The sequence below is a fragment of the Agrobacterium sp. CG160-95 genome (assembly GCF_053521725.1).
The window spans coordinates 139,510-164,829 of the sequence record NZ_JBNWDU010000007.1 but is presented as its reverse complement, the minus strand read 5'-3'; the positions used below and the strand labels follow the sequence as shown (position 1 = coordinate 164,829).

Genomic DNA, 25,320 nt, shown 5'->3' with positions numbered 1-25,320 from the left:
ACCTGAAGTGTTGCCCTAGGCTATCACTCTTCAAGCCTTGAGAGCTCCCCTTAGTCAGTTATCGGAGCGCGAGAGATATTTTTCGAGCTTTTTCTTTCATCGGCTTGGAGCGTCTGGCGAGCGGCCGCTCAATAAACCTCTCGAAAATATAAGCTGCTAAAGCCACCACCACAGGGAACATCCGCCAAAGCGCCATGTACGCGACATCCGTCTTGTCTAAGCCGCCAATTCTTCGAATGATAGGTCGACCTTCGACATGATGGACATGCGGCGACACAGCCACCATAGTGCCGAAAAAGAGCGGCGCGCCAGACAGACGCTTAACAGCGGAGCGTGCCAACGGACGGGGCTGAAATACCGGTGAAGACCGAAGCTTTGCGGCAGTCAAGGGAGAGTTCTGAAAATGGTCCGTGCCGTGGTCAATACAGGTTTGGCCTGCCTGCTGGCTCAGTTGAATGCCACGCTACATTAACGAGTTGCACGACGCTGGAGGATTGGGCTGATGAAAATGAGATTTCTCGGTGAGGCATTTTTCGCCTTGATGCTTTCCACCGCAGTCGCCTCCGCGCAGCAGGCGTCCGACACGGTGGCGCCCGAAAAAGCGACCGATATTGCGACTGCCAAACGCATCGAGTCAAAGAGCTTCATGGTAGCGGCGGCCAATCCGCTGGCGACTGAGGCAGGGCGTGATGTGATCGCCAGGGGCGGCAACGCCATCGATGCAATGGTGGCGGTGCAGGCCATGCTCGGCCTCGTTGAACCGCAGAGTTCCGGTCTCGGTGGGGGTGCCTTCCTGGTCTATTACGACGCAAAAAGCGGCAAGTTGACCACGTTTGACGGCCGCGAGACGGCGCCGATGGAGGCCACACCGAAGCTATTCCTGGATGACAAAGGTCAACCGCTAAAATTCATGGACGGAGTGGTCGGCGGCCGCTCTGTTGGCACGCCGGGAACGGTGCGACTTCTGGAGGAAGCCCACAAACGCTATGGAAAGGCCGAATGGGCAAGCCTGCTGAAGCCGGCGGAAACGCTGGCTACCGAGGGCTTTAAGGTGTCGCCGCGTCTTGCCTCCCTGATCGCATCCGAGGGAGACCGGTTGAAGAAATATACAGAACCCCGGTCCTATTTCTTTGACACCTCCGGGGCCGCCCTGCGGGCCGGCGTTCCTTTGAAGAACCCGGCATATGCCGAGACGCTTGCGGCGCTCGCCAAAGGCGGCGCCGATGCCTTTTACAAAGGGCGAATTGCCGAGGCTATCGTCAAGACTGTGCGCGAGGCGGCCGACAATCCCGGCGTGCTGTCGCTGGCCGATCTTTCCAACTATCGGGTCGTCGAGCGCGAGCCGGTCTGCTTTGCCTATCGTGCTCTCGACGTTTGCGGCATGGGGCCGCCGTCGTCGGGCGGAATCGCCATCGGCCAGATGCTTGGTCTGGTGGAGAATTTTGATCTCAAGGCGCTTGGGCCAAAAAATGTCGACAGTTGGCGCATTATCGGCGACGCCCAGCGTCTCGCCTTCGCCGACCGCGAGCGTTACGTCGCTGACACCGATTTCGTGCCGCTGCCGATCAAGGGCCTCTTGGACAAGAACTATTTGGGCGGGAGGGCAAAGCTGCTCGACGGCGATAAGGCGTTGACCAACGATGCCGTCAAGGCCGGCGAGCCGGAATGGGACCACGCGCTGCTTTTCGGCCGGGATGCGGCGATCGAGTTGCCCTCCACAAGCCATTTTGTCATCGTCGACAAGGACGGCAACGTGGTCTCGATGACGACAACGATCGAAAGCGGCTTCGGCTCGCGTCTGATGACAAACGGCTTCCTGCTCAATAATGAGTTGACGGACTTTTCCTTCAAGACCCATGATGGCGGTCTGCCGATCGCCAACCGCGTTGAGCCAGGCAAACGACCGCGCTCCTCCATGGCCCCGACGATCGTGATGAAGGGTGGCAAACCGCTGCTCGCCATCGGTTCGCCGGGCGGCAGCCAGATCATCGGCTATGTAGCGCAGGCGCTAATCGCCTATATCGATTGGGGCATGCCTGTAGAGGCGATTGTCTCCCAGCCGCATCTCATCAACCGCTTCGGCACCTACGACATCGAGGCCGGTACAAGCGCGGAAGGTCTGGCAGGGCCACTGAAGGCGCTGGGTTACGAGGTGAAACCGGGCGAGATGAATTCCGGTTTGCATGCCATCGAGATAACCGCCGAAGGTTTGATCGGCAGCGCGGATCCACGACGCGAGGGAGTGGCGGCAGGGGAGTGAAACGCTCCGCCAGCGGAAAGGGCATGAGAATAGGTCAACACGAAGGGTGTGTATCTCGCCAAGGGGCGCTAACACCTTGACAAGAACCTGCTGCCTTCCAATGCATTTGTCGATAACGGTGCACGATCTCTTCCAGATTGCGCGGGGGAGGCTGACTGTTTATCGGCAGCAATTACGTTCTTCCGGCTAACCACTACACGTGGGTTGCGACCACCGCTGTGTTTGACATACAGCCTGCAAACAGAAACTGACAGGCTGCGCTGTTCGAGCGCACGACACAAGAGGATATATGACCATGACAACATCCCGACGACCGTCCAATCCGAAAGACGCCGCCGAGGCGCTGTTCAAACCGGCAAAGAAGGTCGCAGCGCCAGCCGTTGAACGGCCTGCAATTCCTAACACCAAGGAGCTTGTATCATTGAAGATCGACAGCGATGTGCTCGCGCATTTTCAAGCCGACGGTCCGGGCTGGCAAGAGCGCATCAACGATACCTTGCGAGCCGCAATGAATGCGTCCAATTAAAGCTCTTGAAACGTACCGACCCCATGCCCCGTCAATAGCTGCCGCTTCTCGGCCTCGCGGCTCGTTGGGCAAGCGTGTCGCAATCATGCGCCATTCACAGTCAGCCCGGACCTCTGTCGAATCGAGAAGGCCTTCTCCGCGTTGAAGGCGCTCGTACCAGAGGTGGCCCAGTGAACTATCCCGCGACTGTGGGATAGCATCGAAAGGCCGGTTGATCTGGTCGAGCCACAAAAGCCTGGTCATATCGCAGGGCCTTTTCGACCACTCCGCGATTGAGGAGGAGTTACTTTGGCCAGTACTTGTTCACATACATCTGTGTCTCACGAAGCATGAAACGGGCACTGTCTTCGGCTCGGTCCTCCCACGCGAAAACGCAATTTGAAAGGACACCGTCGAATTTCATGTCGGCAAGAGTTGAGAAGAATACTTCCCAGTTGATCTCACCTTGGCCGAAGTCGGTGTGTTGATGGACGCGCACCTTCGCTCCAGGCGGATTTACAATGTAGCGCAGTTGCGAAGACTTGTTATGATCATAGGTGTCTGCGAGGCGCACATGTGCAAGAAGCCCCTCGGTCACTCGCAGGTTAGCAACCATGTCGGGACCGTAGAAGAAGGTATGGGGCGCGATGAACGATGCCTTTACAGCCTTTGAATTGATCGTCTTGATGATATCGATGGCAGGGGCGATTTCCTCAATCCAGTCCTCTGGATGCGCTTCGAGCGAGAGGATCAGCCCTTCGCGCTCCAGAATTGGCACGAGGATATCCATCGCACGGAAAAACTGCCCCTCACACGTCTCCGGACGATGCAAGCCACTGCGGTCATTCAGGCTTCGATCCGGGGATCCCCCTCGCCCGAACTCCGAGACCAACATCGGGCATTCCATCTCTGCCGCAATTTCGATGGCACGCTTCCAGTTCTCTATCGCCGTTTCCCACTCGTCTTGGTATGGGCTGGCCCAGCGATACATTGGCTGAAGCGTTGCCAGGCCCACCCCATGGTCCTTGAGGGCCTTCTTGAAGCTCTTTACCCTCTCGGGATAAACCTTCGGACGCGTCCACCAGGAGAGAAAGTCCGGACGGGGTGAGAGCTCAACATAATCGTATCCCAGCTCGGCGGTCTTTCGGCAAATTTCCTCCAGAGATAAATGACGGATCATGTGCGGATCGAGTGCGTGTTTCATCAAAACCTCCTGATAATATAAATTCGCCCCTTCACGGGAGCGTCGATGCGGACAAGCATCGCTTGCTGGACCACGTCGCGTGGGTGGCAATCATTTATGGGGCTGCGCCAATGGTGCTGCTCCCTCCATCGCGCTACCGATAATCGACCCAGACCCCGCCGAGATCGGCGGAACGAACGCAGTTCTCAACCCAGCGAACGCCCTCAACCCCTGCCGCAATCCCCGGAAACCGGAGGCTCGCAAGGCGTTCGCCATCGTTTTCGTTGCGCGCCTCCATAGCTATAGCAAAGCGGTCGTAGAGGTTAGCCCAGGCCTCGAAGAGGCCCTCGGGATGGCCTGCACCGATACGATCGTCGGCAAGTGCCTTTGCGTGCAGGTAGCCCATGCCACGCTCAAGAATGCGTACCGGCTCGCCCTGAACCTCAAATCGTAGCTGGTTTGGCTGCTCGTCCCACCATTCGATCGAAGCCTTTGATCCGACGACGCGCACCTTTTGTCCATGCATGGAACCCGCATTGATGGCGCTCGACCAGACGGTGCCAAACGCGCCATTGTCATATTCCATCAGGGTCATGGCGTTGTCTTCGAGCGGTGCACGCGTCTTGACGAAGCTCTGCCGGGTGCACAGAAGCCGTTTGATACGGAGGTCGGGCAGGATGACCTCGGAAATATAAAGCGGATGTGTACCGATATCGCCGAGCACATAACTTGGACCTGCGAATTTCGGATCCACGCGCCAGCGGGTCGCCGGGTTTTGAAGCTCGACAGCCTCGTTGTGAAACCCGTGGGCGAATTGCAGGTTGACCAGACGAATTTCCCCGAGCTCGCCGGCAGCAACGAGCTCGCGGGCATGCTCGATGACTTGGTGGCCGCTATAGCCGTAGGTCACGCCAACAATACGGCCGCGCTCTGCGGCGATACGCTGAAGATCCTCGGCCTCGGCCACCGTGAAGCACAGCGGCTTTTCACACACAACGTGCAGCCCGCTTTCCAGTGCAGCCTTGGTGATCTCGTAGTGGGTATTGTTGGGCGTTGCGATCGATACTGCCTCGATCCCATCCGGACGCTTTGCCTCCTCTGCGAAAAGCGCACGCCAGTCGGCGTAGCATCGCGAAGGCTCGAGCCCCAGTTCAACACCGAAGGCGCGGCCGCGATCGGCATCGAGGTCGAAGGCTCCAGCGACCAGATCGAAGTAGCGGTCACGCAGGGCGGCGCTGCGGTGAATATAGCCGATCTGACTGCCGCGACCACCACCCACCATAGCCCAGCGAAGAGGTCGTTTTGTCTGACGCGTTCCGTAAATCATGAGGTTTCTGTCCCGGATTGTTAGAAGCCAGCCGACTTGAGATAGTCACGGCTGAGTTTTACGTCGGCGAGGCTACCGCCCGCGTTGCGCGGATCACGCTCCTGCTCAACGGTGATAAAGCCTTCATAGCCAAGCTCATCAAGAAGGGCGCGAATGGCGGGATAATCGATACAGCCCTTGCCGATGGGACACATGACGCCCTGCGCGCAGGCTTCAAAGAAGCGAATGTGCTCACCCATCACGCGGCCGAAAACGGCCCTGTCGATGTCCTTGAAGTGGATGTAGTCGAGACGGTCGGCGTATTTGCGCAGGGTTTGGACAGGGTCCATGCCGGCGTACCAGGTATGGCCAGTGTCGAGGCAGAAACCGGCAACCTCCTGGGGTATGTCAATGGCGAGACGGGCAATCTCGTCCTCGAATTCGATGTAACCGCCGGCATGCGGATGAATGGTGGCGCGAACGCCATATTTCTCGCGGGCAAGAGCGGATATCGCCCTGATATTATCCATCATGCCGTTCCATGCCGCGTCATCGAGCCGGGGTGCCCTGTCGGAATGACCCGCCGCATAATCGCGTTCGTCGTGTCCCCAATCCATCACCGTCAGATAAGGTGCGGGAAATCGCTGGCCCGACGCCTTCGGCGGCGTCGGCAGACGGGTGATCAGAGCGCAAATCTCGTCCGTCTGGCGCAGCAGGCTATCGCGGTTTTCCTCAGCGACAAGATCATTGAAGATCGTTCCGGCGACGATATAGAGCCCTCGACTTGTCAGAGCCTGAGAGACCATGTCGATGTTCAGCGGAACATAACCATAGGGGCCAAGCTCCACTCCCCCATATCCGGCCGCCTTGACTTCGTCGAGTACCATTTCCCACGGCGGTAGGTTTGGATTGCGCACGTCATCGACGCCCCAGCAGCACGGTGCTGTGGTGACTGTTATACCCATAATATTCTGGTCCTTCCCTGGTGTCGCTCACTTGGTGGGCGACCCTCCCTGACGCAGAGATTTAGCTGGAGATCTCCGATTTACAAAGTTGGAATTTGATGGGATTCAATCAGAAAACCGGGCGGAGAGGTAAATGACTGCACGCAAGATAAGCATTTCGGATGTTGCAAAGGCAGCCGGAGTCTCGACCGCGACGGTGGATCGGGTTCTCAACAACCGTGGCGGCGTGCGTACCGACAAAGAAGACCGCGTTTTGGCCACTGCACGGGCGCTCGGTATTGACCGGGCCCTAGATCGTACCCCTTCACGCGCGCTACGTGTCGCGGTCCTTATCCAACCGCCAGTCAACCCGTTTCACGCGTCTTTGCGCGAGGGTATCGATCTTGCATCGCGAATGTACGCAACACTGAACGTGCAATTCTTCGTCCATCACATCGATCCACGAAAGCCGGCGGCGATCGCCGCAGCCGTCCGCGATTGTCGCTCCTATGATGGCCTCGTCATCACCAGCCCTGACGATATCAGGGTTCGAGAAGCCGTAGCATTCCTATCGCGCAATGTCCCGGTGGTTACTCTGGCGACCGACCTCACAGATTGCGGGCGTGCCGCCTATGTGGGGCCGAACGACAGGCAGGCCGGTCGGGTGGCTGGCGACCTGATGGGCCTTTTCCTCGGACGGCAAGGCGGCCGCGTCGTCGTGGTTGCCGGCTCACGCGATATCACTGGCCATCGCGAACGGGAAGCCGGGTTTCGCGACATCATGACCGAGCGTTATCCTGAATGCAGTCTGGCCGTGGTTCTGGAGACCGGAGAAAGTCAAGAGGAAGCTGGCCGTGTCGTAGAGATTGCATTTCGGGATGACCCGGGATTACGAGGCATATATCATCTGTCCGCGGGTGCTTTGCCGATTGTCAGTGCCCTGCAACGCCTTGGCCGAACCGACAATACGGTGGTCATCACCCACGAACTCACGCCCAATCGACGGATGCTGCTAAAATCCAGAAAGATCAACGCGGTTATCGACCAGAGACCCCTTTTGGAAGCACGCCTGGCAGTTGAGACCATCGCAAAGCTCCTCGGTAGAATGCCTGGAGAAGCGGTCTCTATCTCAACGGACATCCAGATCTTTCTCGCAGAGAATGCCTAGCGTGGTGTATCAGATTTTCCTTGTTAAAGCTGGGTATAAGCAGAGCCGCACCGCCTTTGCCGACGACCCCTTGATAGGATCAGAAGAGGCGATCCGTTGTTGCAACTCAGGATTTGATTGAGCTTGAGCCATCAAACCGTTCGCCAATGACCGTTTGAAACTATGTTGATGACTAATTGAAAGTGAAGACGTGACCATTTGAAATCAACGTAGCGACTTCCATAAAGTGCTGTAAGCACAAGGACAACGACCAGATACGAAAACGCCAACAACAAAGACGCCTGGTCGCCAGACTGGCGTTCTTGCAGCGATTGGCCGGTCGATTCGACCGCAAAACCCTTGGGCAGCGAGTTTGCAAGCTTCGGCGACCGGGGCCTTGACTGGTCAAGTGGTGATCAGGCGGCAACCAGCACGATCTTGCCCTGGATGCTACTTTCTGAAGCACGACGATGCGCTGTCGATGCCTCGGCCAGCGGATAGGTGCTGTCGATCACCACCCGTAAGGAGCGATCATCGAGCAGACGACCGGCCTCTGCCAATTGCGCACCGTTCGAACGCACCTGTGTCGTTGAGACGGTGATCTTTCGCCGGGCGGCTTCGTCATGGCCTTGAAAACCCAGCGGGTTGACGAGAAACAGGGCGCCGTCCGGCTTAATGCTGGGGAGAAAGCGTTCCATATTCGCGCCGCCGACGGCGTCAAGCACCAGATCAGCATCCTTCACCACTGCTTCGGCAGCCGCCTTCGTATAGTCGATGAAAATATCGGCACCGAGATCATAGAGAAGCGCCTCGTTTTTGCCGGAAGCAACGGCAATCACCTTCGCGCCTTGCCACTTCGCGATCTGGACTGCAAGATGGCCAACGCCGCCGCCGGCGCCGTTCACCAGCACGATCTTGCCGTCGAGCGGAACCGGGGCATGCTGGAAGGTCTGGAATGGGTTCGGCAAATCATGTCCCAAATCGACCAGAAATTGCCAAGCGGTCAAAAGCGACATGGGCGCACCGGCAGCCTGGATGTGGTCGATCCCAGCGGGCTTCAACGCCAACTCCGATACCGGAACGCGAACATATTCGGCATAGGCGCTGCTTCCCGTCATGAGGTTTTGCGGGAAGCGGACCATCGCATAGACCTCGTCGTTGACCTTGAACTGCGACACGTTTTCACCAACGGCCGCAACCGTGCCGGAAACGTCCGTGCCAAGGATCAGCGGAAAGCTTGGGCTGGGCTGCCATTCCGGCGGTAGAGTCCGATAACCATCGCGCAGATAGAGATCCGGCGGGTTGAGGCTGGCGGCATGGACGCGAACAAGCACGTCGTCCGCCGAGATTTCCCGCCGGGGCGCATCTTCATAACGAAGAACATCTGGCCCACCGAATTCGTGCAATCGCACAGCTTTCATCATATCAGTCATCACGGCCTCGCTTGAATATTCGTTTTGATGACTGAAGATACGATTATCTCCTTCGCTCGATAATCATCAGATAATTCGCTTTAATAGTGCCATGAAGGAACAAATCGGAATTGATAGACTGACTGGGTTGATTGCATTCGCTCGGGCCGGCTCGCTCGGAAGCTACACCGCCGCCGCCCGCTCCTTGTCCATCTCACCCTCGGCGGTCAGCAAAAGCATTCAGCGGCTGGAAAAGCAGCTCGGCGTTTCGCTTTTTGCGCGTACGACACGTTCCCTGGCCCTGACGACCGAGGGGCACGATCTTCATGAGCGTGCGCTCAGGCTGCTGCACGACGCCGAAGATATAGAGCAGGCGGCAAAAGCAGCGCGCACCGAGCCCGCTGGCACTTTACGGATTGCAGCATCGTTGCCTATCGGCCTGCACGTAATAGCGCCGATGCTTCCTCAGTTTCGCAGGCTCCATTCGAGGGTCAATATAGATCTACGTTTGAGCGATCACATGGTTGATCTTATCGAAGGCGGCTACGATGTAGCGGTCCGCATTGGTGATGTGGCAGATTCGCGCCTGCTTTCGCGCCGCCTTCTGCCACATCGGCTATGCTGTTATGCCTCGCCCGAATATCTGGCCGGGCGCAGCCCGCCGACCAGTCCAGACCAATTGGAAGAGCACGAGACTGTCAACCTGCGCTACCAGAGTAGCGGCCAGCTGTTCCGCTGGCCTTTCCACGTAGGGGACAGGGAGGTGGAGATTGTGCCCACCTCTAGCATTATCGTTGACGCGAGCGAAGCCGTGCTTGCGACGATCGCAGCAGGTGCCGGAATCGGAATGGCAACCAATTTCATGGCCAGCACTTGGGTGAGGCGTGGAGCGCTTATTCCGGTTCTGGCCGATTATGCGGTGGAACGGCACAACATCACGGCGCTGTGGCCCGAGAGCCGGCGGTCAAACCCGGCCGTCCGCGCTTTCCTCGACACCTTAGTGAAGTTGTCCTGACAATGGCAGCGAATGTCTGCTTGTGGGGCGACGCTGACTAGGCAGCATTTGCCAAAAGCGGGCGTGAGGACAGATGACAACCCGTCGACAAATTCCCCAGATTTCTACAAGCGGCATTAAGCAGCCACCTTATCCAGCTCCAACAGTGCCTCCGAGGGGAGCTCTATCCTGGCCGCGGCGAGGTTTTCTCGCAGATGTCCCCGTGACGATGTGCCCGGGATCAGGAGAATGTTCGGCGATCGCTGGAGAAGCCAGGCAAGCGCAACCTGAATCGGCGTGGCGTTGAGCCGGGCGGCCACGTCAGACAGGGTAGAGGATTGCAGCGGCGAGAAGCCGCCAAGAGGAAAGAACGGCACATAGGCAACCCCTCGGGAGGCGAGTGTGTCGATTAAGGTTTCGTCCTGCCGATGCGCAAGATTGTACTGGTTCTGCACGCAAGCGATGTCGGTGATCTTTCCGGCGTCCTCGATTTGCTTCGCCGTGACGTTAGACAGTCCGATATGCCGGATCAGTCCCTGTTGCTTTAAACCGGCCAGAACTTCAAGAGGCTCGTCCAGCGAGCCTTCCGCGGGGCCGTGCACGTCGAACATAGCGCGCAGGTTGACCACATCGAGCACATCCACTCCGAGATTGCGGAGGTTGTCATGAACGGCCTGTGTCAGCTCCGCGCGCGAGAACGCCGGATACCACGAAGCGTCCGCGCCCCTGCCTGCGCCGACCTTGGTGACGATCACAAGGTCGTTGTCATAGGGATGCAAAGCTTCGCGGATTATCTCGTTTGTAACATGCGGGCCATAGAAATCGCTGGTGTCGATGTGGTTGACGCCGCTTTCCACCGCCTCGCGCAGGACAGCTATGGCCTCCGGACGATCGCTCGGAGGCCCGAAAACGCCCTTGCCTGCAAGCTGCATCGCGCCATAGCCCAGCCGGCGCACCGTATGATCGCCAAGCGTGAAGGTTCCTGAAGTTGCAATAGTGCTCATGGTCCATCTCCTTGTGTTCCTCCAAAATAGACAGGTGGCATATACGCTACAAGAAGCTATAATCCGGACAGGTTGTCCGTGAAGACGGACAATTATTTTTTATGTTTGGAGAGCAGGGTGTCGGATTTAACGGATCTGAATGCGTTTTTATTGGTGGCTAGATCCAAAGGTTTTCGGCAGGCCGCGCGCGAAAGTGGAGTCAGCTCCTCGGCGTTGAGCGATGCGGTGAAGCGTCTCGAAGAAGACCTTGGGGTAAGACTATTCAATCGCACAACCCGCAGCGTGCTCCTGACGGATGCAGGACGTCTCTTGCTAGAGCGCACCGGACCCGCATTCGCAGAGGTGGCATCGGCACTCGACGAGGTGAAAAGCAGCCGCGGCCGCACCTCGGGGGATCTCAGACTCAATGTTCCGATGAGTGCGGCAAGGCTGGTCCTGCCTCCGATCGTGCCGCCGTTCCTAAAGGCCTATCCCGAAATAAGGCTGGAAATCGTGACCGATGAGAATTTCGTCGACATCATAAAGAGCGGCTGCGACGCAGGCATCCGTTATGACGAACGGCTCGAGCAGGATATGGTGGCGTTGCCGATCGGACCGCGCCAGCAGCGCTACGCCCTTGCCGCATCGCCGGGTTACCTTGCAAGAAGAGGCAAACCGCAACATCCACAAGACCTGCTTTCGCATGATTGTATTTTAGGCCGGTTTTCGGGGCGCGCGCTTCCCTCCTGGGAATTCGAACGCGATGGGGAAGAAATCGCCATAAATCCTAAAGGTAGCCTCGTTGTTCAGTTCGGCGGCGGCACCGATCTTGGTATCGACGCAGCCATTGCCGGTTCTGGCATCATTTATATTTTTGAAGACTGGCTAAGGCCACACTTCGATAGAGGAAACTTGGTACCGGTGATGGAAGAATGGTGGCTGCGGTTTTCCGGCCCGTTCCTCTATTATTCCGGACGGCGGCTTGTGCCCGCGCCTTTGCGCGCATTTATCGATTTCGTGAGACAATCGCACAAAGATGCAGCGAAATCCTTGCAGCCCGGCCCGTGAATTCAAAGTCCTTAGCTCTGTTTCTTGCCGCAGGCATTGGTCGATCCATCGTGCATATCGCGATAACCCGCATCATGCATTGGACTAGAGCGACTATTCAGACATGGGCACGTCTTGCAGTAATCCAGTCCGTTAATCAGATATCGGATGCAACAGATGCGGCGGAGACACTTTGGCTTGCCCTCGTATTGACGGTAGAGGATGGGCCTGAAATGCGGGTTACGTGAGCCATCTGCCATGTGAGGCGATTCAAGCGGTTCCAGCGCATCGGCCACGCCATGGCCGCAAGAAATGTTTTCAGCGAAAAGATGACGTTCCCGCTGGTGACAACTGGCCGGGAACTCACACCTCATCCCCCGGCAGTGTGGCCTTGCGCTCGATGCCTTTTTCATCGGTGGTAACATTGTCTGCGAGGCCGTAGGTCGCTGGCGACACATAGAAAAAGAATGGTGCAGCGAGGCAGGCGTGCAGATAGGCTTCGACAGGGTCAGCGCGCACAACAGTCGACATGGCCGGAGGCTGGCGGGCAAGCAATGCTCGGGCTTTCGAAAAAAGAATGCCTGTAATCCTTTTCAGAACAGCGGCATGATCCGGCCTTGTCCCCATCAGGGATGGGGGCAGGATGCAGAGCCTGCGAGGTCCTTTCGAGGTCAGACGAATTTCGGTCCGGACGATATCCGACCACCAGCGGTCGTTGTGTTTTTGAAGTGCCATGATCACCCTCCAGCTTCTTGCGAGATGAGCCTATCGACAAACCAATCGGACGAATTTAGATATTCCCTCTAATGATCACTAAATACCACCATTCACCACTATCCCTGTCCGGTGCCCTCGCCGACCATGATGTCGAAAGCTCTTCATCGCGCGTTCGCGCTGTGAGGATCGACGTGTCTCAGAATGAACGCGAGGCTCCCGAACACCAGCACCGTAAGGGCCAGCTTGTCATACCGCTGCTGGGAGGCGTGACTTGTCGCGTCCCAAGCGGCATGTGGATGGTTCCGCCTCATTGTGGCGTCTGGGTTCCAGGGGGCATGCTTCACAGCAATGTGGCCACCGCCAACGCACGTTTGTTCTTCCTGTTCATCGAGCCGGGGGCCGCCGATCTGCCGAACCGGTGCTGCACGCTTTCCCTGTCTCCGCTCGTCAGGGAACTGATCATCGAGATGGCCGACCAATCGGCTGCCGCGACTGCTGAGTTAGAGCTCATGGAAACGCTGCTTCTGTCGGCATTGTCGCGGATGCCGGTCGAGCATCTTCACCTCCCGCTGACGGACGAGCCCCGGATTGCACGCATTGCATCCGAGCTGGCAGACGATCCATCCAATCGCAGTACGATGGCGCAATGGGCAAAACGAGTGGCGATGAGTGAGAATTCGCTCGCCCGTCTCGTTCAAAGCGAAACGGGCCTTACCTTCGGCCGCTGGCGACAACAATTGCAGGTGATTGTAGCAATCCGAAGCCTTGCAGCGGGGGCAACGGTGCAGCAGGTTTCGGGGGATCTTGGATATCAATCCGTCTCTGCATTCATAGCCATGTTCAAGAAAGCGCTTGGCACATCGCCTGCCCGATATCTGGGAAACTTCGACCGCTGAACGTTAGAAGGTACAGCGACACCTGAAAGGAAATCGGCCGGCTGGCGGAGCTTCCTCCCAATGGACACTCTCCTACCGCAATGGTTTTTACGACCCGCCTCCCACGTGCCGCCATGCACGCATTTCTCGTTTACATGAGAAGCTATAACGGTCAAACGAAGGGCGCGCTAGAACGCCTCGACATTGTCGATCAGCTAATAGACCAGCGACTGGACCGCTGCGCTTCTTGCCCACGCCACATGCGGCGTCAGGATGAAGTTCGGCAAATCAAGCAGACGCATGAGTGGATGATAGTATGCGGCAGCTCCGTGATGACAACGTCGAAGCCAGGCCCGCACAATCGCCACATTATCGGCGCTGGTTTTTCGAATGACGACCTCTCCAAACGATCACCGCAAAAGTTGCTGGGCCAAACCTGCGTTCGGGACATTTTGCATTTTTTCAATATCCGCCCGCTCAATAACCTCCGGTGAGAAAAATCGTTTCGCCCGTCATGAAACTACATGCCTCCGACGCCAGAAAGACAGCTGCCCCCACCATCTCTTCCGGTCGCCCGGCCCGCCCCATCCAGTTCAATGCGCTTACATATTCATTCCAGCCCTCCGGATCCTCAACGCGGCGATGAGCGTTGCGGTCCGTATCGATGAGGCCAGGAGCGAGAGTATTGAGCAACACGTTGTCGCGGGCATAATCTCTAGCCTGACTTTGAATTAAATTGTGCTGTGCGGCCTTCGTCGCCGCATAGGCGGTAACGACGCTTTTGGGCCTTAGCTGATTGACTGATCCTATGGAGACGATCCTGCCCCATTTCCGAGCCGACATTCGCGGCAGTGCCGTCTGCAGCATGTCGACCGTCGAGCCCAGATTGACCGCCAGTTGAAACGCCAGATCACCTGGCGTCAGCGCCGATAGAGTGGCATTGATCTGGGCACTGGCGTTGATAACAAGGATGTCGAGTGGTGCGATCGCCTCTGCTCGCTCGATAAGATCCCGACCAGCCCCGACTTCGGAGAGATCGCCTGCCAGATGATCCGCCGCTCCCCCTTGCGTAACAATCCGCTCATGTACAGCCGCTGTGGCGCCCGGCTTGACGCCATGCAGGATGACATGGGCACCTGCCCCGGCCAACCCTTCGGCAATCGCCGCTCCTATCCCACGGCTTGAACCGGTAACGAGCGCCACGCGGCCCTTCAGGCCAAAGATGTTTTCAAGGTTCATCCTTTATCCTTCGAACAATGAGACTTGCGCACCGGAAACTCCCGGGCGGCAGGAAAACAGTCCACCTGACAGAGGCGCGTCGGCGAGTGTCGAGGCCGGCAGGCGAGTGCGGGCGCTGGTGATGAACAGCGTCGACAGATCCGGGCCACCAAAGGCGATGCTGGTGGGACGGGGCACCGGCATCTCAATTACCTGGTCGAGCTTCCCGTTTGGAAGATAACGGCGCACGGACCAGCCATCCCAGATCGCACACCAGACCCCTCCTTCCGCGTCCACCGCAAGACCGTCCGGCCTGCCGTCAGCGACGGGAATGCGTGCGAATTCGCGGCATCCCGACAGCGTTCCGGTCGCGGGATCGCAATCATAGGCGTGGATGAGGCCAGGTACCGTGTCAACAAAGTAGAAGGTTTTCCCATCCGCGCTCCAGCCGAGGCCGTTGGAGACGATGATGCCGCCTTCCTTGCGTTCGAATGCGCCATCGGTGCTGATACGATAAAGTGCACCCGTGGGCTTGGAGGCGTCAATCCTCATCGATCCCACCCATATCGCGCCGTCAGGCCCGCATTTGGCATCATTCAAGCGGTTGTCGACGATGCCTGCCTCCGGGCTGACGAAGGGTGTGAGGCGACCTGACGCAAAATCCAGCCATTCGATCCCATCCTGAGACGCCACCAGCAGACGCCCACCGCGAACCGGAATGACCGCGCTGACCAACTTCCCGGTCTCGCAGGTTTCGTTCCGGCCACTCGCTGGATCAAACCGGTGGACAGCGGGATGCAGAATATCGACCCAGTAGAGCGTATTTTCGCCATCGTGCCACACTGGACTCTCGCCAAGCTGTGCGCCCCACGGCAAGACGCAACTCAGCTCGGCACTCGGACGGCCGGTGACAGACCGGGGCCTGGGCCTGGAACTAATGGCGACAGCCCCAGCCGCACCCGTGATACGGCGCGCGGCAGCAATCAATTCGCGCCCGGCTGGATGGATATTGGAGGAACTGAGTCGCGATGATGGGCCAAGCGCAACAAGCACGCCGATCGGCGTATTGTCGCGACCCATGACAGGGGCGGCTGCCGAATTTACACCTGGCAAGTGCTCCTCATAAGAAATCGAATAACCACGTGCCCGGGTCAACGTCAGGTCGGCCTGGAGCGCATCGAGCGTGGTGATGGTTTTCGGGGTCTGCACATCCAGCGTCAGACGGTCCAGGAGGGCGCGGCCGACGGCGGGGTCCTGAAAGGCGAGCAGTGCCTTGCCGGGTGCTGTGCAATGCAGCGGGACGCGGCGCCCCACCTCGACGCGCACAGAAAGGCCATTCGGCGAACGTTCGGCCAGATATTGCGTCATCGTGCCGTCAAGCCGGCACAGCGCAACCGTTTCCCCCAGTTCGGCCGCCAGCCGCTCGAGTTCCGGGGTCGCCGCCGAGACAAGATCGAAACTCTCCCAGACCCTATGGGACATTTCCAGAAAACGCTGGCCCAGAACATAAGTGCCACGGGCCGCATCCTGACGGACGAGACCATAGGCGATAAGGGTGCGCAGGATGCGTGCAAAGGTCGGCTTCGGCAGGCCGGAGGCGCGCAACAACTCGGCAAAACGTAGCGGTTCCTGCGCGTCGGCAACCATATCGAGCAGGGTTAGCCCTTTGGCCAGCGCCGCCGTGCCGCCCGGCGTCTCGGGCTTCATCGCCTCTGCTCCTTCGCGCGTCGCTCCAGCCTTGCGGCCGCCGCTTCGTCCAGCATCCGGTCCATCGTCCATTCTGCTTCAAACCCCAAAGTGTTTCTGATCCGCTCGTTGGACGTATGGTAATAAACGCCGTCGCCGGGAAAATCGACTGTCACGATGGGAAGGCCGGTCAGCGCCGCAATCTTCGGCAGAAGCTCGGCGAAATCGGCCGGTTCATCGGAACCGAGATTGAAGGTGCCACCCGCCGCCTCGGGGTGATCGAGAGCGAGCAGAATTCCCGCCACCATGTCTCGCGTATCGGTGATGTGCATACGGAATGGACGGCCGTTTTTGTTGCGCGACAGAATGTGCGACGGCTCACCGATATCGCGGGACTGGAGCAATTCGGCGATGACGGTGTTTCCGAAATTCTGCTGCTGGCGGATGCGCGGCCGCAGGAAAAACCGGGGACCGGAAAAGAAACTCTCTTCGTCCAGCAGTTCCGCCGCATCCTGCGTATGAGAAAACCGCAGGATCACCGTTTCCATGGTGCCGCTTCGCTGGTGAAAGCGCACCAGCTCTTCGCCCAAAAGCTTGGTCAGGCCATAGGGCGAATTGGGGCAAAGCGGATGATCCTCGGTGACCGGCAGGAATTCCGGTCGGTTTTCCGGATAGACCTCGCCTGAGGAAGCGAACACGAAACGCCGCAGGCCAGATGATGAAGCGGCATCCAGAAGCCGGCGCGTACCCTCGACATTGACAGCGAACATACGATCACGATCCGCCGGAGCCCAGGACATGAAGGCTCCCAGATGCAGGACGGCGCTCACGCCCTTCATAGCTTCGGACAGTGCCTGCGCATCCTCCAGCGACCCGACGACTTCCTCGCCGCCGGTTCCTGATGGCCTGAGATCAAAACCGCGAACGCTGCGGCCCTGTGCGCGCAAGGCGGCGACAGCGGCACGACCGACACGGCCCGCCGATCCGGTGACGAGGATCATAGCCGTTCTCCGGTCTTTGCATCGAAGAGATAAAGCTTGGCCGGATCGAAACCGAGCCGGAGTGCCTCGTTGCCAGGAAGATTGCCGGTATGCGAGACGCGCGCGATCAGACCCTTGGACTTGCCCTCCTCGCCATCGGCCACCCTTGCGCCTTCCGCGTCGAAATAGACGTATTTTTCGGATCCGAGGCTTTCCACCAGCGTCGGGTGAACATCGAAGGTGACCGGCGCATCGCCGAGAACGAGATGTTCCGGCCGCAGACCGACGATCACGCTGCCTTGGCGATCAGCCGCGCCCGGCACGGAAACATGTTGCCCAAACAGGGTAACAGTGCCGTCACGCAGTTGCGCATTGAGGAAGTTCATGCCCGGCGAGCCGATGAAACCGGCAACGAAAAGATTGGCCGGGTTGTTGAACAGTTCGTCTGGTGCGGCAATCTGCTGGATGATGCCGCCCTGCATGATCACGACCCGGTCCGCCATGGTCATGGCTTCCACCTGGTCATGCGTCACGTAAACGGTAGTGACCCCGATGCGTTTGTGCAAAGCGCCGATTTCGGCACGCATATGGACACGCAGCTTGGCATCGAGGTTGGACAGCGGCTCGTCCATGAGGAAGGCTTGCGGCTGGCGCACGATGGCGCGACCAAGCGCGACGCGCTGCCGCTGACCGCCTGACAGATCCTTGGGCTTACGATCCAGATAGGGCGTCACTTCCAGAATGCGCGCCGCATCGTCGACCCGGCGGTCAATCTCATGCCTGTCCGTGCCGCGCATCTTCAGCCCGAAGCCGATGTTCTGGCGAACCGTCAGATGCGGATAGAGCGCATAATTCTGAAACACCATGGCTATATCGCGGTCCCCGGGCGCCAGATCCGTGACTTCATTGTCGCCGATGAAGATCTGCCCTTCGCTTGCCGGTTCGAGACCCGCAAGGATTTTCAACATCGTCGACTTGCCGCAACCGGAAGGTCCAACCAGCACCACGAACTCGCCGTTCTCGATCTCAAGCGAAAAGGGCCTGAGCACGTTGAGCGTGCCATAGGACTTGCTGACGTTGCGAATGGAAATATTGGCCATGCTTATTTCTCCGCGCCAGCGGTCAAACCGCCGACCAAATAACGTTCAAGGAACAGATAGATTGCGATGATCGGCAGCGCGATGAACACCGATGCGGCGGAGATGTCGTTCCAATAGGTGACATATTCGCCCTGCATCGTGGTGATGCCGAGATTGGCGGTCCAGTTGTCCGGCGAGTTGACCAGAAAGGTACGCGCATAGGCGTAATCGGCCCAGCTGAGCACAAAGGCGTAAAGCGCGGTGGCGGCAAGCCCCGGTGTGGCGATGGGAAGCACGACACGCACCATGGCGCCGATCGGCGAGCAGCCGTCGACCATGGCAGCCTGTTCCAGTTCCTTCGGGATCGTGTCGAAATAACCCTTCAGCATCCAGGTTGCGAAGGGAATGATCATGGTCGAATGTGCAAGCACAAGCGTCCATAGGCTGCCGATCAGACCGAAGCTCGAAAAGATCGAAAACAGCGGGATAACGAGTAGCGTGGCGGGCAACATCTTGGCTGTGAGAACGAACATTCCCATGGTAGCGCCGCCCCGCATCGAATAGCGGGACAGGGCATAACCGGCGCTGACCGAAACCAGCATCGACAGCGCAACCGAGCCGACAGCGGCAAGCATCGAATTCCACAGCCACAGAAGGATCGGCTTTGCCGCCCAGACACGGGCAAAAATGTCCCATTGCGGATCGTCCGGCCAGAAAGTCGGTGGCAGGCGGTAGAGTTCGTCGGTGGTGGAAAGGGCGGTAACCAGCAGCCAGTAGACCGGGAACAGGATCATCACCAGCGTAAAGATCACCGTCGCGTAGAGGGCAAGGCTCTGTGCAAAGCTACGTTTCATCAAAGCCTCCTCAGTAGATTGATTTCGAGCGCCGGCCGAGCATCAGCAGGCTGGCAATGATGCAGATCACCAGCGTCAGCACGCCGACGGCGGCGGCGCGACCGAAGTTGTGATACTGGAAGGCCTGGTCGTAGGTCATGATCGACAGCGTCTGGGTTGAACGCAGCGGGCCGCCGCCGGTCAGAACCTTGATGATGGAAAAGTCGCGGAACACCCAAAGCAGGGTCAGCACCAGCGTGACCCCGAGAACCGGCATCAGCAACGGCATGGTTATCCAGCGGAAACGCTGCCAGACGCTGGCGCCATCCACCTTGGCAGCGGCGTAATAATCGGTGGGAATGGACTGCAGACCCGCCAGACACATGATCGACACGAAAGGAAAGCCCTTCCACACCATGGTGATGGCAACGGCCCAGAAGGCGGCCGTGGAACTGCTGACCCAGGGGATCATCTGGTCGGTGAAACCAAGCTTTATCGCCAGCCAACCGAACAGGCCGAAGGAGGTGTCGAACATCCACGCAAAGATGACGACCGCGATGATTTCCGGCACCGCCCAGGGCAGCGCCATTCCCAGCCGCGCGACGGTGCGGCCCTTGAAGCGATTATTGGCCAGAAGCGCCGTGCTGAGGCCGACGGCGACGCTGCCGGCGGTTACGACGATAACCAGCTTTAGCGTCACCCAGCAGGCCAGCCAGAATTCTGGCGAGGAGAACAACCATGTGTAATTGCTTAGCGAAAACGGCCGGCTGGCACCGCCAAGCCGAGGTATTTTGACCTGCTGGAACGACAGGTCGATGGCCAAAACGAGCGGCCAGACGATGATGGCGGCAACCATCAGGACTGCGGGCGCGATCAGAATATAGCCGAGGAGATGTTGCCGGCTGGGGCGCGCAAGATCGAAGAACTTGCGACGCCCAGCCCGAACGGGTTCGGTCATGGATGGTCCTCCTGCCGGATGCGGATGATGGCCATGGCCCTTTCCGGGCCATGGCAAGACAACGGGATCAACCCTTGATGGCTTCGGCCTTTGCCTGCATGGTTTTCGCCACCGCCGCCGGATCGAGATCCTGAATGATCATCCGCTGGCTTTCTTCCATCACCATCTTGCTGAACTCGTTGTAGAAGAGCTCAAGTCCGGTCGGAATGCGGTCGATCCCCGCCTCGGACGCGGCCTTCATCGTCTCGATCAGCACCGGAAAATGCGGGATGGTCTTTTCGACACCCGAGACGTCGGCGGTCGGGCTTGGCGGGGTGTTGCCGCCAAGGGTGGCATAGCTGCGCTGGAATTCCGGTGACATCGTCAGCTTGATGAAATCCCAGACCAATGCCTTCTGGTCGTCGGGAATATCGGCCGGCATGGCGAGTACATTGGACGAACCGCCAAGCGGCGGATGAAGCGGCGGTGCGGCGTAAATGATGTCAGTCTTGGCCGAACCTTTTTCGGTGGTGCCGTAAAGCCAGGGGCCGTCCAGCCGCATGGCCATCTTGCCATCGGCAAACAGCTTGCGCACGTCGCTGGCGCTCATGTCGACCGGGCTGATCCCGCTCTTCATCACGGTTTTCCAGCGTGAAAGACCCTCCACCATCTGCGGCGTATCGATGGTGATATTGCCGTCCTTGTCGGTCCAGTAGGCGCCAGCGTCGAGGATGTAGTTCAGCATCTCCGTCAGATATTGACCCGGACCGCCTTTCGTTTCATGGCCTGTGCCGAACTGGTCGATAATGCCGTCGCCGTTCAGATCCTTGGTCGTCGCCTTCGCAGCGGCCAGAAACTCGTCATAGGTCTTCGGAACCGCGACGCCCGCTTCTTCGAGAAGCTTCTTGTTGTAGGCCATGACGAAACCGAAATAGTTGGTCATGATGCAGACGGTTTCGCCATTCCATTCGCATTTCTGCTGGCCGGCCCAGCCGGTCATGTCGATGCCGTCCTTCTTCAGCCACGGGTCGAGCGGCTCGAGCCAGCCGCTATCGGCAAACATTTGAAATTCGAAGGACGCCAGATGCACGATCTGCGGCGGCTGGTTGGCCGCAAAAAGCGTCGTCATCGTGTCGGCATAGGAGCTGCGCTCGGCCTTGGTGAATTCGATTTTCACGCCCGGATGCTGTTTTTCGAAGGCGGCAATGGCGGAATGCCACCATTCGCCTGTGCCGGCATCGTCCGTCTGCCAGGAAATGAATTTCAGAACGGTATCGGCCCTGGCCGGGGCAAGGTTGCCCATTGTCATCAAAACGGCGGTCGCGGTGCCGAGCGCCAATCGGCTTATTGTCTTGTTCATGGCTTCCTCCTCCAAAAAACCAGTTCAGATACGTTCAATCAGACCGAGTGCCGCCTCCGACGGCCTTACCCCAAGTCCGGGTCCGGACGGCAAGTGATACCTGCCCTCCCGGCAATCCATGTCGCCTTCCAGCAGGTGACGGTTCGGCTCGAAGATCGAATGCTGGAATTCGTGACCTTTGAGCGTTGGCAATGTCGACGACGCCTGCAGGCTGGCGGCAAGAAATATGCCGGCGCCAACGGTGGCGTGTGGGATGACATCGATGCCGTGCTCGGAAGCAAGAGCACCGATACGGATGAAATTGGTGATACCCTTATGGCCCATTTCCGGCTGGACGATCGCAATGCGGCAGCGCTCGACGCGGGCGCGCATATCCCAATGGGTGCGCCATTCCTCACCAACTGCAATCGGCACTTCGGTATTCTTCGAAACCTTCTCCAGACCGGCAATGTCCTCCGTCCAGACCGGAGCCTCTGCGAACCACGGGTCGAAGGGCTGCATTTCGGCAATCAGTTCCAGCGCCCGCTCCGGCGTCTGGTTCCAGTGCATGTCGGCGGCGATCTTTGCATCGGGTCCAAGCACCTTACGGAGATTCGCCATTTCGGCCGCCGGGCCATCGTCTGCCACCGGCGTTGCGAACTTGAAGGCGTTGAAACCGCGGTCCTGCCAGTATTTCGCCAATTCCCCGCGGGCCTTGAGCGTCTTTTCAGGCAGGCCTGAAACATAGGCCGGAAACGTATCCACGCCGCCGCCGAGCAGGTCGCGAACGGACTTGCCGGCTTCCTGTCCGGCAATATCCCATAGCGCAATATCGAGCGCGGCGAGCGCATCCACGTAGAAGCCGCCGGTATAACCGCGCACCCGCATCATGTCGTAAAGGTCGTCATAGATCGCCGAAGGGTTCGAAGCATCGCGGCCGATCACGAAACCGGCGAGAAGATCGTTGATGAGAGCGGCGACCGCGCCGGGGGCGACGATACCGTAGGTCTCACCCCAGCCCACGACGCCAGCCACGGTCGTCATGCGCACCAGCACGCTGCGGTCGAAGGTCGGGTATACCGTCCGATTTCCCTTGCGCACGATATAGCCGTTGGGATTGACCACCTCACCTTCACGCAAGGCGCCGAGATAAGGCACTTTGCGCGGCTGGGTCAGGGTGAAGACTTCGACGCTTGCGATGGGGCTGTTCATGCGGCCTCCACGGCAACGAGGCCTAGTTCGACCAGATTGGCGTCGATATCGGCAATGGCCGCCGCATCAAGCTCGGGTGTCGGCGCACGCACACCGACGCCTTCGATCACGCCGCGGCGGGCCAGCACATATTTGGTCAGCCGCATGCGATAGACCGCCTGCAGCACCAGAAGAGGCAGGGTGCGCACATAAATCCGACGAGCCTCCTCCTGCCGCCCGGCAACGAGCGCCCGGTCGATGGCCACATGTTCCTCGGCGATCTCCAGCGCCGGCATGGCTGCGGTAGCACCTCGGGCATATTCGTCGAGAATGTAACGCGCGCCGCCCCCGCCGATGACGCCCTTCAGTGTCGAAGGCGCATGGGCGACGATGTGGCTGATAGCCGGGCCGGCAGGAAGCGTCTCTTCCTTGACATAGGTCACCTGCGGCAACGCCCGCACGATCTCCACGATCGCCTGCGGCGAAAGGTCGGAGCCGCGCGGCGCGGGCGCGTTCTGCAGAATGATTTCAACTTCGGGCAGCGCCTCGACGATCCTGCCGAGGAATTCGATCAGCGCCGGCGCATCCGTGCCGACCGACTTGGGCACCTGCACCATCAGGTGGCGGATGCCAAGCGCCGATGCCGCCCGCCCGTGCTCAACCACATCACGCCAGTCGGCCGCACTTGCCCCGGCCACGACCGGCACCTGGCCGGCCACCACATCCACGACAATCTTCAGCAACGCCGCACGCTCGGCGGCATTCAAAGTCTCCACCTCGCTGGCGAAACCGGGAAACACGACACCATCGACGCCCTTGTCGAGCGCAAAGATCACCAGTCGCTTCATACCCGCCTCGTCAATGCCGCCATCAGCCAGAAACGGCGTAGGCAGAACAGGCAAAATCCCTTTAAGGCCAGCCACCATCTTTCTCCTCCCGATTAAGTATCATATTTTGATACCTTGAATTCACTAATTGACACTATATAGACTTGCGACCTATGACAAGCCCCAAGATGAAATGAACGAGGAGGTTCAAGACATGGCAGCAGCGGCGACATCGATCATCGTTGATTGGGGAACGACATCACTGAGGGCAGCGCTCGTTGGTGAAGACGGCGAAGAACAAGATCATCTTGAAACCGCCAACGGTATTTCGAGCCTTGGCAAGGGTGAGCACGAGGCGGCGCTGATGGATGCACTCGCACCCTGGTTCTCAAGCCATGGGGCCTTGCCCGTCGCCGCACTCGGAATGATCACCAGCCGCAACGGCTGGGTCGAGGTCGCTTATGTGCCGTGCCCGGCCGGCCCGGCGGAACTTGCCGCCGGCACGGTGCGCAGTTCGCTGCCGAACGGGTCCGATCTCGTCTTCCTGCCCGGTCTGACCGACCCCGCCCGCCAGCCCTTCCCGGACGTGATGCGCGGCGAAGAAACCCAGATCGTCGGTCACGGCCTTGGCGACGATGCCACCCTCATCATCCCTGGAACACACAGCAAATGGGCGCGGGTGAGGGCGGGAAGGATCGATGGCTTCCAGACATTCGTGACTGGTGAAATCTTCAACCTGCTTATCAATCACTCCTTCATCGCCCGCGGTTCCACGCAGCCGCCGGTCGATGATCAGGAGGCCTATCGCTGGGGTCTGACAGAGGCAAAACGATCCGCCGCCATGCTGTCGCTGCTGTTTTCGGCGCGAACCGGCGGGCTTGCGGGCCGGCTTTCGCCGGATCAGTTGCGATCCTATGTGCGAGGACTGGTCATCGGGCAGGAGTTTCGGCAAGCCCGCGAGGCCGGATGGTATGCGGAAGGAGACGAGGCAGCTATCGTCGGCAATGACGGGCTGAACGATCTCTATCTGGTTGCCGCCGATGTGTTCGGGCTCAAGACATCCATGGGTGCGGATGACGCCCTCACAAAAGGCGCTCTGGCTGTCCTGCAGCAAGCGCTTTTATAACCCTTGCCGATCGCCGGTTGCCGAAATGGCGGCATCCGGCTTTCAAGACAATCTTTAGGGCCAATCATGTACGACTTCCCAGCCAATATCGGCACCAGCCGCCACGAAAATGATATCATTGCCGTTCTGGCCCGCATTCAGCGCATCGGCCTTCCAGACAATCCGATCGCCTTGTATGGCTCATCCTCGTTTCGAATCTGGAGCTCCGTCACCGAGGATCTTGGCTCGCTGGATATCGTCAATCTGGGATTTGGCGGTGGCACTTACCTCTCTGCCAGCCACTACCTCGACCGGCTCCTGGTTCCCTTGAAGCCAGGTAGAGTGGTGCTTTATTTCGGCGAAAACGATATTGCCAGCGACGGCCTCAAGGCGCAGACGACGCTTGCGCACCTGCAGGATTTGCGCGATCGCATCTCTCGAGCGCTACCGCAGGCGGACGTCTTTGTTCTGGCGATCAAGCCCAGTCCGGCGCGCTGGATATACCGCCATGAATTCGATCTTTTCAACCAGACGGCGCGCGACTGGTGCAACGGCCGCGAACACACGACATGGCTTGATCCGAACGCCGGCCTCATTGGTGAAAATGGCCTGCCGATGTTCCGTTATTATTTACCCGATCTGGTTCACCTGAATGCGGCAGGCTACGCGGTCTGGTCGGAAGCACTTAGAAAAAAGTTAGGCCTGTTGAACTGAGACAAGGGGTATCTTTATCTTTTGTTGGCTCCTGTCCC

At 58.9% G+C, this 25,320-nt stretch carries 23 protein-coding genes; 8 read left to right on the top strand and 15 right to left on the bottom strand.

The window, feature by feature from the left end:
* The first annotated feature begins 502 nt into the window (after positions 1 to 502).
* Together ggt and ACQZ63_RS22220 are read left to right on the top strand one after the other, a co-directional pair.
* On the top strand, positions 503 to 2,260 hold the full coding sequence (gene ggt / locus ACQZ63_RS22225; protein WP_173998694.1) for a gamma-glutamyltransferase: 1,758 nt from the start codon (positions 503 to 505) through the stop codon (positions 2,258 to 2,260).
* 295 nt (positions 2,261 to 2,555) lie between these two features.
* Positions 2,556 to 2,786, top strand: a complete 231-nt coding sequence (locus ACQZ63_RS22220; RefSeq protein WP_112402705.1) for a BrnA antitoxin family protein — start codon at positions 2,556 to 2,558, stop codon at positions 2,784 to 2,786.
* Positions 2,787 to 3,069: 283 nt separating this feature from the next.
* On the opposite strand, the gene ACQZ63_RS22215 is transcribed toward ACQZ63_RS22220, so the two are convergent.
* From ACQZ63_RS22215 to ACQZ63_RS22205, 3 genes are all read right to left on the bottom strand, one after another.
* Complete coding sequence (locus tag ACQZ63_RS22215) at positions 3,070 to 3,969, bottom strand: sugar phosphate isomerase/epimerase family protein (protein ID WP_097170238.1); 900 nt, start codon at positions 3,967 to 3,969, stop codon at positions 3,070 to 3,072.
* A gap of 133 nt (positions 3,970 to 4,102) precedes the next feature.
* Positions 4,103 to 5,275, bottom strand: a complete 1,173-nt coding sequence (locus ACQZ63_RS22210) for a Gfo/Idh/MocA family protein (protein ID WP_065687609.1) — start codon at positions 5,273 to 5,275, stop codon at positions 4,103 to 4,105.
* 20 nt (positions 5,276 to 5,295) lie between these two features.
* Entirely contained in the window at positions 5,296 to 6,219 is a 924-nt protein-coding gene (locus ACQZ63_RS22205; RefSeq protein ID WP_111802769.1) for a sugar phosphate isomerase/epimerase family protein, read from the bottom strand.
* A gap of 133 nt (positions 6,220 to 6,352) precedes the next feature.
* Between ACQZ63_RS22205 and ACQZ63_RS22200 the strand changes: the two genes are divergently transcribed.
* Positions 6,353 to 7,366: a LacI family DNA-binding transcriptional regulator gene (locus tag ACQZ63_RS22200; protein ID WP_173998696.1), complete on the top strand. Its 1,014-nt coding sequence runs from the start codon at positions 6,353 to 6,355 to the stop codon at positions 7,364 to 7,366.
* 395 nt (positions 7,367 to 7,761) lie between these two features.
* Here the strand turns inward: ACQZ63_RS22200 and ACQZ63_RS22195 are convergent, their stop codons facing one another.
* Positions 7,762 to 8,778 carry an NADP-dependent oxidoreductase gene (locus ACQZ63_RS22195; RefSeq protein ID WP_173998698.1) on the bottom strand — a complete coding sequence of 339 codons (1,017 nt, stop codon included), beginning with the start codon at positions 8,776 to 8,778 and terminating at the stop codon, positions 7,762 to 7,764.
* Positions 8,779 to 8,869: 91 nt separating this feature from the next.
* Between ACQZ63_RS22195 and ACQZ63_RS22190 the strand changes: the two genes are divergently transcribed.
* Positions 8,870 to 9,772 carry a LysR family transcriptional regulator gene (locus ACQZ63_RS22190; protein ID WP_173998700.1) on the top strand — a complete coding sequence of 301 codons (903 nt, stop codon included), beginning with the start codon at positions 8,870 to 8,872 and terminating at the stop codon, positions 9,770 to 9,772.
* A 116-nt stretch (positions 9,773 to 9,888) separates the two neighbouring features.
* Here ACQZ63_RS22190 and ACQZ63_RS22185 read toward each other — a convergent pair whose 3' ends face one another.
* Positions 9,889 to 10,755 (bottom strand): aldo/keto reductase family oxidoreductase, encoded by an 867-nt coding sequence (locus ACQZ63_RS22185; RefSeq protein ID WP_113292202.1) that lies wholly within the window; start codon positions 10,753 to 10,755, stop codon positions 9,889 to 9,891.
* Between the two features lie 117 nt (positions 10,756 to 10,872).
* Between ACQZ63_RS22185 and ACQZ63_RS22180 the strand changes: the two genes are divergently transcribed.
* Positions 10,873 to 11,802 (top strand): LysR family transcriptional regulator, encoded by a 930-nt coding sequence (locus ACQZ63_RS22180; RefSeq protein WP_060643013.1) that lies wholly within the window; start codon positions 10,873 to 10,875, stop codon positions 11,800 to 11,802.
* Positions 11,803 to 12,144: 342 nt separating this feature from the next.
* On the opposite strand, the gene ACQZ63_RS22175 is transcribed toward ACQZ63_RS22180, so the two are convergent.
* On the bottom strand, positions 12,145 to 12,516 hold the full coding sequence (locus tag ACQZ63_RS22175; RefSeq protein ID WP_113292200.1) for a hypothetical protein: 372 nt from the start codon (positions 12,514 to 12,516) through the stop codon (positions 12,145 to 12,147).
* 71 nt (positions 12,517 to 12,587) lie between these two features.
* Between ACQZ63_RS22175 and ACQZ63_RS22170 the strand changes: the two genes are divergently transcribed.
* Complete coding sequence (locus ACQZ63_RS22170) at positions 12,588 to 13,394, top strand: AraC family transcriptional regulator (protein WP_173998702.1); 807 nt, start codon at positions 12,588 to 12,590, stop codon at positions 13,392 to 13,394.
* A gap of 456 nt (positions 13,395 to 13,850) precedes the next feature.
* On the opposite strand, the gene ACQZ63_RS22165 is transcribed toward ACQZ63_RS22170, so the two are convergent.
* The 9 genes from ACQZ63_RS22165 to ACQZ63_RS22125 form a co-directional block, all read right to left on the bottom strand.
* Positions 13,851 to 14,612, bottom strand: a complete 762-nt coding sequence (locus tag ACQZ63_RS22165) for an SDR family NAD(P)-dependent oxidoreductase (protein WP_173998704.1) — start codon at positions 14,610 to 14,612, stop codon at positions 13,851 to 13,853.
* 3 nt (positions 14,613 to 14,615) lie between these two features.
* Entirely contained in the window at positions 14,616 to 16,298 is a 1,683-nt protein-coding gene (locus ACQZ63_RS22160; protein ID WP_173998706.1) for an SMP-30/gluconolactonase/LRE family protein, read from the bottom strand.
* Positions 16,295 to 17,278, bottom strand: a complete 984-nt coding sequence (locus ACQZ63_RS22155; protein WP_173998708.1) for an NAD-dependent epimerase/dehydratase family protein — start codon at positions 17,276 to 17,278, stop codon at positions 16,295 to 16,297. Before ACQZ63_RS22155 ends, ACQZ63_RS22160 begins: the two co-directional genes overlap by 4 nt.
* A complete protein-coding gene (locus tag ACQZ63_RS22150) occupies positions 17,275 to 18,357 on the bottom strand; it encodes an ABC transporter ATP-binding protein (protein WP_173998710.1) in 1,083 nt (360 codons plus the stop codon). The genes ACQZ63_RS22155 and ACQZ63_RS22150 overlap by 4 nt, the downstream gene beginning before the upstream one ends.
* A gap of 2 nt (positions 18,358 to 18,359) precedes the next feature.
* Entirely contained in the window at positions 18,360 to 19,190 is an 831-nt protein-coding gene (locus ACQZ63_RS22145) for a carbohydrate ABC transporter permease (RefSeq protein WP_003492168.1), read from the bottom strand.
* A 10-nt stretch (positions 19,191 to 19,200) separates the two neighbouring features.
* On the bottom strand, positions 19,201 to 20,127 hold the full coding sequence (locus ACQZ63_RS22140; protein ID WP_013637453.1) for a carbohydrate ABC transporter permease: 927 nt from the start codon (positions 20,125 to 20,127) through the stop codon (positions 19,201 to 19,203).
* Positions 20,128 to 20,194: 67 nt separating this feature from the next.
* A complete protein-coding gene (locus ACQZ63_RS22135; RefSeq protein ID WP_076844299.1) occupies positions 20,195 to 21,466 on the bottom strand; it encodes an ABC transporter substrate-binding protein in 1,272 nt (423 codons plus the stop codon).
* Between the two features lie 24 nt (positions 21,467 to 21,490).
* Positions 21,491 to 22,657, bottom strand: coding sequence for a mandelate racemase/muconate lactonizing enzyme family protein (locus ACQZ63_RS22130; RefSeq protein ID WP_173998712.1), 1,167 nt, complete (start codon positions 22,655 to 22,657; stop codon positions 21,491 to 21,493).
* Positions 22,654 to 23,562: a dihydrodipicolinate synthase family protein gene (locus ACQZ63_RS22125; RefSeq protein WP_173998714.1), complete on the bottom strand. Its 909-nt coding sequence runs from the start codon at positions 23,560 to 23,562 to the stop codon at positions 22,654 to 22,656. Before ACQZ63_RS22125 ends, ACQZ63_RS22130 begins: the two co-directional genes overlap by 4 nt.
* A 115-nt stretch (positions 23,563 to 23,677) precedes the next feature.
* Here ACQZ63_RS22125 and ACQZ63_RS22120 point away from each other — a divergent pair, with 115 nt between their 5' ends.
* Positions 23,678 to 24,589, top strand: a complete 912-nt coding sequence (locus tag ACQZ63_RS22120) for a 2-dehydro-3-deoxygalactonokinase (RefSeq protein WP_173998716.1) — start codon at positions 23,678 to 23,680, stop codon at positions 24,587 to 24,589.
* Between the two features lie 66 nt (positions 24,590 to 24,655).
* Positions 24,656 to 25,282, top strand: coding sequence for a GDSL-type esterase/lipase family protein (locus ACQZ63_RS22115; RefSeq protein ID WP_173998719.1), 627 nt, complete (start codon positions 24,656 to 24,658; stop codon positions 25,280 to 25,282).
* Positions 25,283 to 25,320 lie beyond the last annotated feature (38 nt).

Coding starts and splice junctions, on each gene's coding strand:
- ggt (WP_173998694.1), top strand. CDS start 503: ATGAAAATGAGATTTCTCGGTGAGGCATTTTTCGCCTTGATGCTTTCC.
- ACQZ63_RS22220 (WP_112402705.1), top strand. CDS start 2,556: ATGACAACATCCCGACGACCGTCCAATCCGAAAGACGCCGCCGAGGCG.
- ACQZ63_RS22215 (WP_097170238.1), bottom strand. CDS start 3,969: ATGAAACACGCACTCGATCCGCACATGATCCGTCATTTATCTCTGGAG.
- ACQZ63_RS22210 (WP_065687609.1), bottom strand. CDS start 5,275: ATGATTTACGGAACGCGTCAGACAAAACGACCTCTTCGCTGGGCTATG.
- ACQZ63_RS22205 (WP_111802769.1), bottom strand. CDS start 6,219: ATGGGTATAACAGTCACCACAGCACCGTGCTGCTGGGGCGTCGATGAC.
- ACQZ63_RS22200 (WP_173998696.1), top strand. CDS start 6,353: ATGACTGCACGCAAGATAAGCATTTCGGATGTTGCAAAGGCAGCCGGA.
- ACQZ63_RS22195 (WP_173998698.1), bottom strand. CDS start 8,778: ATGACTGATATGATGAAAGCTGTGCGATTGCACGAATTCGGTGGGCCA.
- ACQZ63_RS22190 (WP_173998700.1), top strand. CDS start 8,870: ATGAAGGAACAAATCGGAATTGATAGACTGACTGGGTTGATTGCATTC.
- ACQZ63_RS22185 (WP_113292202.1), bottom strand. CDS start 10,755: ATGAGCACTATTGCAACTTCAGGAACCTTCACGCTTGGCGATCATACG.
- ACQZ63_RS22175 (WP_113292200.1), bottom strand. CDS start 12,516: ATGGCACTTCAAAAACACAACGACCGCTGGTGGTCGGATATCGTCCGG.
- ACQZ63_RS22170 (WP_173998702.1), top strand. CDS start 12,588: ATGATCACTAAATACCACCATTCACCACTATCCCTGTCCGGTGCCCTC.
- ACQZ63_RS22165 (WP_173998704.1), bottom strand. CDS start 14,612: ATGAACCTTGAAAACATCTTTGGCCTGAAGGGCCGCGTGGCGCTCGTT.
- ACQZ63_RS22160 (WP_173998706.1), bottom strand. CDS start 16,298: ATGAAGCCCGAGACGCCGGGCGGCACGGCGGCGCTGGCCAAAGGGCTA.
- ACQZ63_RS22155 (WP_173998708.1), bottom strand. CDS start 17,278: ATGATCCTCGTCACCGGATCGGCGGGCCGTGTCGGTCGTGCCGCTGTC.
- ACQZ63_RS22150 (WP_173998710.1), bottom strand. CDS start 18,357: ATGGCCAATATTTCCATTCGCAACGTCAGCAAGTCCTATGGCACGCTC.
- ACQZ63_RS22145 (WP_003492168.1), bottom strand. CDS start 19,190: ATGAAACGTAGCTTTGCACAGAGCCTTGCCCTCTACGCGACGGTGATC.
- ACQZ63_RS22140 (WP_013637453.1), bottom strand. CDS start 20,127: ATGACCGAACCCGTTCGGGCTGGGCGTCGCAAGTTCTTCGATCTTGCG.
- ACQZ63_RS22135 (WP_076844299.1), bottom strand. CDS start 21,466: ATGAACAAGACAATAAGCCGATTGGCGCTCGGCACCGCGACCGCCGTT.
- ACQZ63_RS22130 (WP_173998712.1), bottom strand. CDS start 22,657: ATGAACAGCCCCATCGCAAGCGTCGAAGTCTTCACCCTGACCCAGCCG.
- ACQZ63_RS22125 (WP_173998714.1), bottom strand. CDS start 23,562: ATGGTGGCTGGCCTTAAAGGGATTTTGCCTGTTCTGCCTACGCCGTTT.
- ACQZ63_RS22120 (WP_173998716.1), top strand. CDS start 23,678: ATGGCAGCAGCGGCGACATCGATCATCGTTGATTGGGGAACGACATCA.
- ACQZ63_RS22115 (WP_173998719.1), top strand. CDS start 24,656: ATGTACGACTTCCCAGCCAATATCGGCACCAGCCGCCACGAAAATGAT.